Below are 10,100 nucleotides of genomic sequence, written 5' to 3' on the forward strand. Positions count from 1 at the left end.
AAACAAAACCAAATTCAAATAAAAATAAAATTAACAATTCGGAAATACTGCCAGGTGTACAGCCTCCTCAAACTCTTGGTTTGCAGGAGTAGACTCTATAAGAGGGTTAAGTCCGATTGAGACCATCGGGGCGGAGTGCAGGCAGGCTTTCATGGACCTACTACAGAGCATCATCCAGTGGGTCTACCAGATGGCCGCCGACGGGATGTCGATTGAGCAAGTGGTGAGTATGATAATAAAATGACCTAATAACTTAAATACCGCAAAACTTTAGTAAGATGTTTATTATTAGTGTCTGAAATCTGTAGCCTTTTCGGATACTGTAGAGATTGTTTTATACACCACTTTCTATGTGAGAAGTTCGGAGAAATCGATGGATGCTATGCTTTCAATTAATGGAGGTATCTCTGTGAATTCTATATCTTTCTCACAGTACATAATATCTTGTTTCCCTAATAGTTGTTTTGCCTCGTCTGAAAGCCCGGGTATAAATACTAATATATACTGAATCGGTGCAATACTCGCATTTTTTCCAACAAATCCCATAACCTTCTCCGTTTTTACCTCTTCTGAATCCTCAACGAGATCTAATGCAATTTTTCCCCCTGGCAGGACATTTTTTATCCAATCCTTATCCATTATTTCGGGCCTCGAGGCTACAATATCGAACTCGTAGTTAATGTTGTCGCCCACAATTATTCCTGGTGCTTCCACTTGCCAACCTTTCTCCCTGAAAAAGTCAGCAATAGCACTTCTCACTTTTATACTTGATATCTGTCTCTCAATCTCATGTATGAACTCGGGATTCATCGAGTATAACGGGCCTTCAACAATTTTAGCATCTGCAAGTCTAACAACGTAATTGCATTCAGTACACTGAACTGAAACACTAATTTCTGTGAATATTTTTTTACAGTTTTCACACCTATTCTGAGCCGGTATTTTTCGATAATCCAAACCCAAGCCTTTAAGCTCTTTCTCGCATTTAGGGCAGTAGTATTTATCGGGTTCCCCATAATATATTCCCAAGAAAAGCTCTTCGGAATCTACAGCACCACATAGAAAACACTCAATAAAGTTGCTCTTTTGAACATTAAAAGAAGCGCAGTAAGGACAACGGTAGCGAACTCGTATCTTATATGAACCACAATTAGGACAAGCAATGGCTGAATCGAAAGATTTCCTATTCAGGATTTTATTCCTACTGAGAGTTTCAAGCAATACTCTGGTATCAATAGGATCGAGACCTGTAATCTTTTCTGCGTCAATATATCTGAATCCTTCATCCCAGTTAAAGGTAGGTTCAAGCACTTCTAAAGAATTATCCAAAAACTTTTCTAGGAGCACCCGAGTTTCTGATTTTTCATACAGTTTACTTCTCTTAAAGGCGAATCCAGCAGTCTTTAACTCCAAGTAAATCTCAGGCAAATTATCAAGAACACTTCTCTCTTGTAAAATCTTAGATGATTTTTCTGCTACTCCTAGTAGTTTTTCCTCGTATTTTTCTCCACTCTCATCCTCATCAAGCACCAGAGCAAAGAGATACTTATCACGAGGAAGATAATAACTTGCAATGTGCCACTGTCCAGTATCTAGAATGGAAAATGGTGACGAGGAACCAGCAAAGTGAGTAGTATACACCTTCAGAGCAAGATTCATATCAAAATGAATGTTCTCAGGATACTTAGCGCTAATCACCGGACCAACCTTATTATCCCACTTGACAACAACAATTCCCTTAGGCATATCATTCACCAAGTATAAAGTATTCAAAGCCATAAAAAATAAAAAACTACCAATAAAAAATTATTTTTTAAAATTTAGAAAATTTCCCAGAAAAATTAAAAACAAAATACTACGCAAATAGACTCCACAAACACAAACAAACTACGCAAAAATAAGAACACTACAATTTCACCTACTAGTTTCGAATTGAAATATAATATTTATAAACTTTCCTAGAAAGGGAGAGGGTAATAGAGAATGATCCGATCTTGCCTTTAAAACGAGCATCCATAAGAATTCTTTCCCGATTTAAAGCCATAAAAAAGAGATGTAGATCAAGTAAATCTGCATCACCAGAGGAGAATTGAATTATTAATATATTAAGATAGTATCATTTAAATTTTTATGATTAAAATGCACCATGATGTTTTAAATAAATTAATTTCATTTTATTCGCAAAATTAAATTTTATTTATTGCGATTAATTCAAAATTAATTGCGAAATATCCAATTTCAGAGCCGAAAAATATATATTATTCCAAAAAAATCAACATAACATAGTATAATATACCATATTGAAAATTATGCTATTCAATGTGCTAACAGCACTAAACTCTAAAAAGATTCAATCGATTTGAGAATAATCTCAGCTAAATACCTGTAATGTAAATCTTATAAATGCAAATCGGTGATTTTAACCCCAAATGAAGGGGGTCAAATGATTGAAAATGAATCTACTGGAATAAGAGAATTGGACCAGATACTTTATGGTGGGATAAATGGTGGGGAAACCGTTCTCTTTATGCATGATATCGGATCGGGGTATGAGCTTATTCTTTTAGAGATAATACGAAACCATTATCATCAAGGGGGGAACGTTCTTCTTGTGGTGACATCGCCTTCTTCCCTCCGATTTTTAAGCTTATTTGAGGGTATTATCAATTTGCAGAACTTTAAAATTATAGATTGCATTTCGCCAAGAAACGTTTACAACACCGAATACTACATCGCAAATTACTCACAATTATTTGACATATTCTTAGCTATGCAAAATGCGAGAAACGACCTGCTCCAGAACAGCAGCAAGAATGAGCCTACTCCTTTGGTTTGCTTCTATTCACTCAGTCCCCTTTTCATAAATTTCGGAGAAAATGAGGTAATTCAATTCTTTAATAAAAATATTAGAGAAGCAATGAGATGTAGAACAATAGAGTATTACCTCCTATCTCAAGGTGTTACAAACATTATGGTGGAGAGAAGAATACAAGCGTTGGCAAACACCGTAATCCTTTCAAGAACTGAATTCAGAGACCACAGACGGCAAAACTACCTACAGATACTGAAACACGCCTCAGGAGTACCCTACCCGGAGGAAAAACAGTACTCCATAATAAAAAGGGACGGAACACTACCAGAAATAATTTTTTTAACCCCGATTCTCGACTCCATAACAAGGAATATAACCCGAAGAAGGTATAATGGAACAGAGGACAGAACAGAGAATATCCAATAATTGCGGATATAGTTATTTTTTAAGCCCATTTATTGAAAGGAAGATTCTTAATTACACTTGTGCATTCAGGTTTTTAGAACCATTTCACCTAATAGAGAAAAGGCTTTTTCAACGTTGGTTTGGTTCTTAGCTGAGGTTTCGATGAAGTGCAAATTTAAGCTGTTTGCAACCGCTCTTCCCTCCTCTGTAGAAACTTGCCTTCCTAGGTCAATTTTGTTACCTACTAGTATTAAGGGAATTTTACCACAGTGTCTAATGACTTCATTTATCCACCAGCTGCATTTTTTAAGGGTTAAAGGTTTTGTTACATCATAAACCACTAGTCCGCAGGATCCCCCCTCATAGTATTTCGGCAACAAGTTTTTAAACTTCTCCTGACCACCAGGGTCCCAAAGAAGCAACTTTACTTTCTTACCATTAACTGTAATGGTTTTACTAAAGAGATTAACACCTATGGTTGAAATGTAGTCCTCGCTAAACTTTCCAGTAGCAAACCTGCGAGATAGACTTGTCTTGCCAACTCCTCCATCTCCTAAAACTAAGACCTTAAAAGAAAAGTTGAAATACTCCAATTTTAAACCACCCTTTAACCATTTTCATACTATTTTGAAATCCATATCTAATAGCGTTGTCGGAATATTCAGGATTGACAAAACTTAATAGCTTGTATGAATCCTTGACCATATTGACAACAATTTTTTTAGACATGTAATCACAAAAAAATATGTTAAACGCTAAAATTTGTGAATTAACATAAATTAAAAATTTTTAAAAAAATAATGGTTATAATAACATTCTTAGAATTAATTAAAAATTTTCACGCAAAGTGCATAAGTAAACCCTATTAACCACGCAATTAAACACATTAATCAAGAAACAATGTGAAAAATGAGGACAATTATTCTCCTTATAATTTTTATGGGCACATTTTGAGTTAGGGAAGAATTTATCTATCGGTAAAGTTGTGATAGGAGCCTTTTAAGGAGGTGGGCACGATTATTATAGGAATTTAGTATTAGATGCTGAAGAGTAGCTGGGTAGAGGTGAACCGAAACTATGTAAATGGATTACACTATACAAATTTGTAACTGTATTAATTTAAAATTTAATTATCTTCTTTTCATTTGTTTACCAGATGATTCCTCGGACATCTTCTTTGAAAACCCGTTCTTCGGGATAGAGCATTATGCCGTTCTCTGTTATTTTAAAGAAGGCTGCATCCATACTGTGATTTAATCCTCGCATTTTCATTATTTCCAGTGCTCTTATTTTAGTGTTTCCCTGTCTTAGCATGTAGAGCAAGATTACTCCTTCCGCTATGAAGGGTTCCAGACCGTAGCGCCCCATCTCATGCACATTTAGGCTCTCGGCTGTGAGAAGTGATGTTACTCCAGTTGTTTTAAGGGAGCGTACAAGAGTAAGGACATCTTGTCTGAGTTGAAAAAGTTCTCTGTGTTGTAGTGTGAGGTTTGTTATGGAGTCTACCACTATTCTTGTAGCTTTTAGCTCTCTTCTCTTCTCGTGGATGACTGATATGAGATTCTCAATATTGAAAGACCTTTCACCCAGAATTGGATGGCTTTCAGCAGAAATTTCATAAATTCGATCACCCGCATCCGTGCTTCTCTGTATAGGAGCCGCATCTATTATCGCCAAGAGATTTTCATCAATAAGTTTATCCAAATCCCACCCAAAGCTACTTAGATTTTCTTTTATTGTTTTTGCTGGTTCTTCTAAACTCACTATGATGCCTGGGATATCATACTGTTTAACACCGTTGTATATGAATTGTGCGGACAGAATACTTTTTCCGGTCCCTGGACCGCCTGAAACTAGGATTGCTCTTCCTTTAGGTAAACCGCCATTCAACATTTCATCCAAGCCAGGAATACCAGAAGGTACAGTTTCAACCGTAACCATTTTTGTTTCCCTCACTGCATTAAAAATTTTTGCCGTTTTATTAATTTTTGTTCTATATAAGAGATAAGTAGTCTGCTGTATATATTTCTTACTTATTATAGCTTTACTTAACCCTGCAGGGATCTACTTTGTAATAGATAACCCTAAACATCCTTATTGTACAGCGTATTGCTAAAAACGAAAATACATGCTACAGTCACCGAGACTATAAATGCGCTGTAACCCATATTTCGCGGATTCTACGAGGCTATTTGGATAATTGTGCTCCTCTCAATGTGTTCGGCGGTGTTGTTGCGGTTTCACCGGCTTAATATAGGGGTCCTCTAAAAGTGAGGAAGTTTGATGATAAGAGGCTTCGCAACCCCATTAAAGGATTCTCAAATCCGCGAAAAATGGGTTATAACAAAATAGTTCACTTATCCTTTATAAAAACTAATCTGAAATAATACCGTTTTTTGTCCTTATTAGAAAATTTAGGGAGTTGGCCCCGTGCTTAGCTAACACTAACTATAATAATTCCTTGGTTAAATTCCTATTTCCCTACGGTAGAGTTTACTTTGTTTCATCTCGGTTTCTGAAGATTTTTGGCATAATTTGTGGGATGGTGTAGTTTTGACGGTTGTTATGGGATATTTCTGGGATAAAAAAGTATATTTGTTTGGAATTCTTTTATAATTGAGGGATTCTTAGATGTGAAGTAGAGTGTGTCCTAATGGAAGAGTTAATTTATTTTCTGTCGGATCAGCGGGTTTGGCTGCTTATTGATAGACTGTTGGCTAAGCCAGATTTGGAATTTTTACCCCAGTACTCAAGTTCAGCTAGTCTAGGGTTTCGATATCCTGAAGCGGAAAAAATTTTAGAGATGAGCAGCGTAGAAGCTTTTGAAATACTGTGCAGACTAAGCACATTAAACATTCTAAGTAAAAACATACTGGATTTTATGCTTATATGCCCTGATTGTAAGAACTTTGATATTCATTTGAGGCTAATCTGTCCCAAGTGTGGAAGCGGAAACATCAACCTCAGAACTGTGGTGGAGCATTTTGAGTGTGGGATTATCGATTTGAAGGAAAAATTTGGGAAGGACACTATGCTCTTTTGCCCGAAGTGCCGAAAGAAACTGCGTTCGGAGGGGGAAGACTACAATGTTGCAGTGACCAGTATGTGTAATTCTTGTGGTTCCTTTTTTTCCAACCCTGTGAATCAGATGCGCTGCTTTAACTGCGGTTCTGAATTCAGAGTTGAGGAGGCTGAGAAGCGAGAGGTGTACTCTTTTGAGTTTAATAGAGGAATGCGTTCCAGCATAGTGAACCTACTAGCCTACAGGCCCATACTGACGGAGATTAAACCCTCAAGAAGAAGAGAGATAGAATTAGACCCATTAAACATTCACCTTATAAACATTCTGCAAAGTGATGGACGGGCCTCTTTCCGCGAGATAAGCAGAAAGATGAAGGTGAGCGACGCTACCATCCGGGACCGAGTGAACAAGCTGATTAAGAGCGGGATAATAGAGACAATCACGGCCATAGTGGATCCAAAAAAAGTGGGCAAAGAAGAAACGTCATTCCTCCTCTTGGAAATTGAGCCTTCAGAGCTAACCAAGGTTTTAACCACTCTCAAAAACATGTCCGAGGTGAGATTCGTCTGTGAAACCGCGGGCAAAGAAAATGCTCTAATCATGGTCTTCTTGGAAGACAGGGAAAAACTGAAAGAATTCATTGACCAAAAAATCAGTGTGCTGCCCGCAACGAAAATAACCCAGATCCTAACAGTTACAAACTTTGAAAAAAAAGATCTAAAAGTAAACCTTTAATCACAATTTAAAAACCACACAGTTCTAGGTTACTTTTAAATATTTTTATATACAAACCATCATGATCAGTATGAGTACAACATAATTTAAAAATTCCTTTATGAAGTCTTTAAAGAATATTGCCGTTTATTTCCCATGAAAAACTAAAGATTTTCATAATTTGTCTAAAACGCGCAAGTGTATACGGGTTTGCCATAAAAAACCTTTTCATTTTTTGTCTGAAACGCATAGGTTTATGGTTGTTTGTCTAAGAAGCAAAGCTTATGTATGTTTTAAGTTACCATCTTTCCAAGCTTGAACAGTTTTTGTGTGGAATATAGCCATAGTCGAATGTTCCTGTTTCCTAGAAATCCTCCCTTAACATTTTTTCACACAATGGGTACTAGTTTTAGTTGAGGATATCCTTGTGTGTAGTCTACTTCTATTACGTGTGTGCCAGATTTGGGTTTTAATGAATGGAAAATAAACACCCCGCCCATCTCCTCAATTTTTAAGTGATAGTTAACCATGTTTGCAACTTCATCAATCCCTTTTACCCCATACTTAGAGATGCACAATGCTAACCCTCTTTTCTTTTGAGTTCCGTTTAGAACCTCTTCTAAAACTTCGATCAGTCCTTCTTCGTATTTCACAAAAAGAGAGTCCAAGCCTAATGATGCAAGATACCTTTCAGGTTCAATTACTCTGAGCATTTCTTCGAATTGATAGTAGAAATCTTCTATGAGCTCTCGTTTATTTTTATAGAGTTTTTCAAGTCCCCATTTCTTTTCTACTATGGTAATTCTGTTTTTCTCCTCCTCTCCTATGAAATCGGACAAGGCAGAGAGCACCATCTCTTTACTTGTTCCAAGAGAAGGTACCACCGCTATCCCTTTCCCCTTTGAAAGGAAATTAAGAGCGGTAGGTACTAACATATGAAAGTATGCTTCTCGACTAACATTTTTTCCAATTTCTAGTAGCACTGCTGACCCTTTTCTGTATCCTCCCCCTAGAATTTGGTCTAAATCTCTGCTTCCAGTTGAAAAGTGGGATTCAGTGTCTGGTAGTGGTTCGAATCTCTTTTTTTCGATTGTCGTAGGGAGTTGAAATGGTTCGAAGTGTCTGAAAACTCCATCCACGAGGGTAAAGACGTAGGTATTTAACTCGCAGCAGGTACCCTTCAGCTTCATTATCTGCAAATCTCTCAGGAACATGTCGGTGGAGATCACCCTTTTTAACAATACCACCCCATCAACTAGATAATCTAATTCCTTCATGTCCTCGTATTCGCTCACAAAAATAAAACGTGAACCAGTTTCTCTATAAATCTCAAATAGTTCATAATAAATATTCTCGCCTAGTACATCCTGAATACCCTCAAGGGAGTCCAAGATAACAAGAGAATCCTCTTTTCCCGAAATCATCTGGTAAAGTTGTTTAATAAAGGTGGGTTTATCAGAATATTCAATAAAGTGGAGGACATCCCTCTCAGCCTCTGAGGGGAAAATTTTTCTTGAGGCATCTATTATGTGATTTGGGTGGATCTTTTCCGTGATCCATGGATAAGTTAAATTGAGTGTCTGGGCTTTTACCCGTGTTGTCACATAGAAGTTATTTGGTTTTTTCAAAATTGCAAGGATGGACAGAGCTAGAATTGTTTTTCCAGTTCCCGGCTCACCCTTAATAAGGAGAGAGGTGGAAGGGTTTTCGAGGAATTTTTCTATCTCTCTGGGAATTGAGATTTTAATACTCATAGTCCTCTAACTTCCTTAGCACTTTATTTTTTGATTTTGTTTTTTTGACATATTTTGCACATTCGCTTTTTGATTTCAACTTCCCTTTTTTTATCCAATGTTTTTTATTTATATTGCATTTCTATTATTGAAACAATTTTTTCGAACTCTATTATGATTCCAGATTTTTTTAAGGCTGACTTCAATAGGGGTAGAGAAAGAAATCCGTTTTGATAGGCTTCTATTGAAACATATACAAAAGAAAGTTTCTCGAAAATATTTTGCAATGAGCAGTAAAGTTCTGAATTTAAAACCTTTAGTTTTAATTGATGGAGATAGTTATAACATTCATCCATATTTGGAGTCATTCTTGCGACGACTTCAGGCTTAACATAATAGTTTTTAAGAAGTTCTTCTATGTCAGTTTTCAAGCTTTTTACTGTATTTGCGGCTCCCTCAAACATGGATAAGCTTCTCTTTTTAAAAGAATTATCATGCTTTACTAAATCATCATTTTGCCCAATCAACTTTCTTGTCTCCAATAAATAAATTTTGGTTCCAGGTTTCTAAATTTAAATATCTTAGTGCATCATGTTTCATCGGTTAGTGCTGGCACTTTGTTTCTGAAAAATTTCCTAGTGTTCTAAAATACTATTTTTTAAATTTTCAAATTCAAGTATAACCGAAGTTAGTTTGTATTAAATCTTAAACGAGCCATCCTATTTGGGGAGCTTTTTAAAAATTAACTACGCATTTCATAAATTTAAATTCTCTAAACTATAAATTTAGAGGAAAAGTAAAGAGGTAATAAGGAAAATAAGATATTAAAACCATTTATTAAATTTTTTGCCAAACCGAAGCTTAATGAAGCAAGATAGAAAAAAGTATACAACTGACATATAAGGCGATTGAAAAAAGAAAGTAGAGTTCATACCTTCCCAGAGGTAGTTAAATGTAGACAAGGTGATAAAAATTTTTTTAAAAGAGGTGGGATTTTTGAGAAAGATAAACTAATTTTGTCTCAAAGCCTGAACGATATTGTCAACTTAAGGTTTTTTCACCTCGAGCGCCTTTTGTAGTTTTTGGATGCGGGGGCTTTTCCTTGAGGGTATGGGAATGTTTTGTTTCAGGGAATGGTGGAGTCGGACGTGGTTGTAGTAGTAGGCGTAGAAGCGGAGAAAGGTGCGGGCATTCTCCAGTCCCCTGCTGCCCCGAGGGAATGCGCAGCTGAACACCCTCAAGCGGTCCTTTATGGTGCGGAACCAGCGCTCCACGTAGCTGCGTACACCACCCTTCATCCACATCTGCCAGGCTCCTACACTTTGAGCCACCCAGGAGTACTGTTTCCCTCCGTCACTCACAAACAGCACCTTTCAGCCGTATTTTTCTATGAGTTTCTTCATGAAGCTCGCCG

Annotated in this window: 8 protein-coding genes; 3 read left to right on the top strand and 5 right to left on the bottom strand. The window is 36.8% G+C overall.

The window, feature by feature from the left end; genetic code table 11:
- Nucleotides 1-348: 348 nt before the first annotated feature.
- Nucleotides 349-1,746, bottom strand: coding sequence for a TackOD1 domain-containing metal-binding protein (locus ACUVXA_RS10800; RefSeq protein WP_445871269.1), 1,398 nt, complete (start codon nt 1,744-1,746; stop codon nt 349-351).
- 697 nt (nt 1,747-2,443) lie between these two features.
- On the opposite strand from ACUVXA_RS10800, the gene ACUVXA_RS10805 reads away from it, so the two are divergent.
- The gene (locus tag ACUVXA_RS10805) at nt 2,444-3,238 is read left to right on the top strand and encodes a hypothetical protein (protein ID WP_445871270.1); all 795 of its coding nucleotides are present in this window, start codon (nt 2,444-2,446) and stop codon (nt 3,236-3,238) included.
- Between the two features lie 65 nt (nt 3,239-3,303).
- Here the strand turns inward: ACUVXA_RS10805 and ACUVXA_RS10810 are convergent, their stop codons facing one another.
- Nucleotides 3,304-3,810 (bottom strand): GTP-binding protein, encoded by a 507-nt coding sequence (locus ACUVXA_RS10810; RefSeq protein ID WP_445871271.1) that lies wholly within the window; start codon nt 3,808-3,810, stop codon nt 3,304-3,306.
- 556 nt (nt 3,811-4,366) lie between these two features.
- The gene (locus ACUVXA_RS10815) at nt 4,367-5,158 is read right to left on the bottom strand and encodes an ATPase domain-containing protein (RefSeq protein ID WP_445871272.1); all 792 of its coding nucleotides are present in this window, start codon (nt 5,156-5,158) and stop codon (nt 4,367-4,369) included.
- 712 nt (nt 5,159-5,870) lie between these two features.
- Here ACUVXA_RS10815 and ACUVXA_RS10820 point away from each other — a divergent pair.
- Entirely contained in the window at nt 5,871-6,974 is a 1,104-nt protein-coding gene (locus tag ACUVXA_RS10820) for a TackOD1 domain-containing metal-binding protein (protein WP_445871273.1), read from the top strand.
- A 368-nt stretch (nt 6,975-7,342) separates the two neighbouring features.
- On the opposite strand, the gene ACUVXA_RS10825 is transcribed toward ACUVXA_RS10820, so the two are convergent.
- Together ACUVXA_RS10825 and ACUVXA_RS10830 are read right to left on the bottom strand one after the other, a co-directional pair.
- On the bottom strand, nt 7,343-8,707 hold the full coding sequence (locus ACUVXA_RS10825; protein ID WP_445871274.1) for a gas vesicle protein GvpD basic region 2 domain-containing protein: 1,365 nt from the start codon (nt 8,705-8,707) through the stop codon (nt 7,343-7,345).
- Between the two features lie 104 nt (nt 8,708-8,811).
- The gene (locus ACUVXA_RS10830; protein ID WP_445871275.1) at nt 8,812-9,213 is read right to left on the bottom strand and encodes a hypothetical protein; all 402 of its coding nucleotides are present in this window, start codon (nt 9,211-9,213) and stop codon (nt 8,812-8,814) included.
- 621 nt (nt 9,214-9,834) lie between these two features.
- On the opposite strand from ACUVXA_RS10830, the gene ACUVXA_RS10835 reads away from it, so the two are divergent.
- On the top strand, nt 9,835-10,100 hold a 266-nt coding region (locus ACUVXA_RS10835), incomplete at its 3' end, for a hypothetical protein (RefSeq protein WP_445871276.1).

The organism is Candidatus Jordarchaeum sp., assembly GCF_052745115.1.

Coding starts and splice junctions, on each gene's coding strand:
- ACUVXA_RS10800 (WP_445871269.1), bottom strand. CDS start 1,746: ATGCCTAAGGGAATTGTTGTTGTCAAGTGGGATAATAAGGTTGGTCCG.
- ACUVXA_RS10805 (WP_445871270.1), top strand. CDS start 2,444: ATGATTGAAAATGAATCTACTGGAATAAGAGAATTGGACCAGATACTT.
- ACUVXA_RS10815 (WP_445871272.1), bottom strand. CDS start 5,158: ATGGTTACGGTTGAAACTGTACCTTCTGGTATTCCTGGCTTGGATGAA.
- ACUVXA_RS10820 (WP_445871273.1), top strand. CDS start 5,871: ATGGAAGAGTTAATTTATTTTCTGTCGGATCAGCGGGTTTGGCTGCTT.
- ACUVXA_RS10825 (WP_445871274.1), bottom strand. CDS start 8,707: ATGAGTATTAAAATCTCAATTCCCAGAGAGATAGAAAAATTCCTCGAA.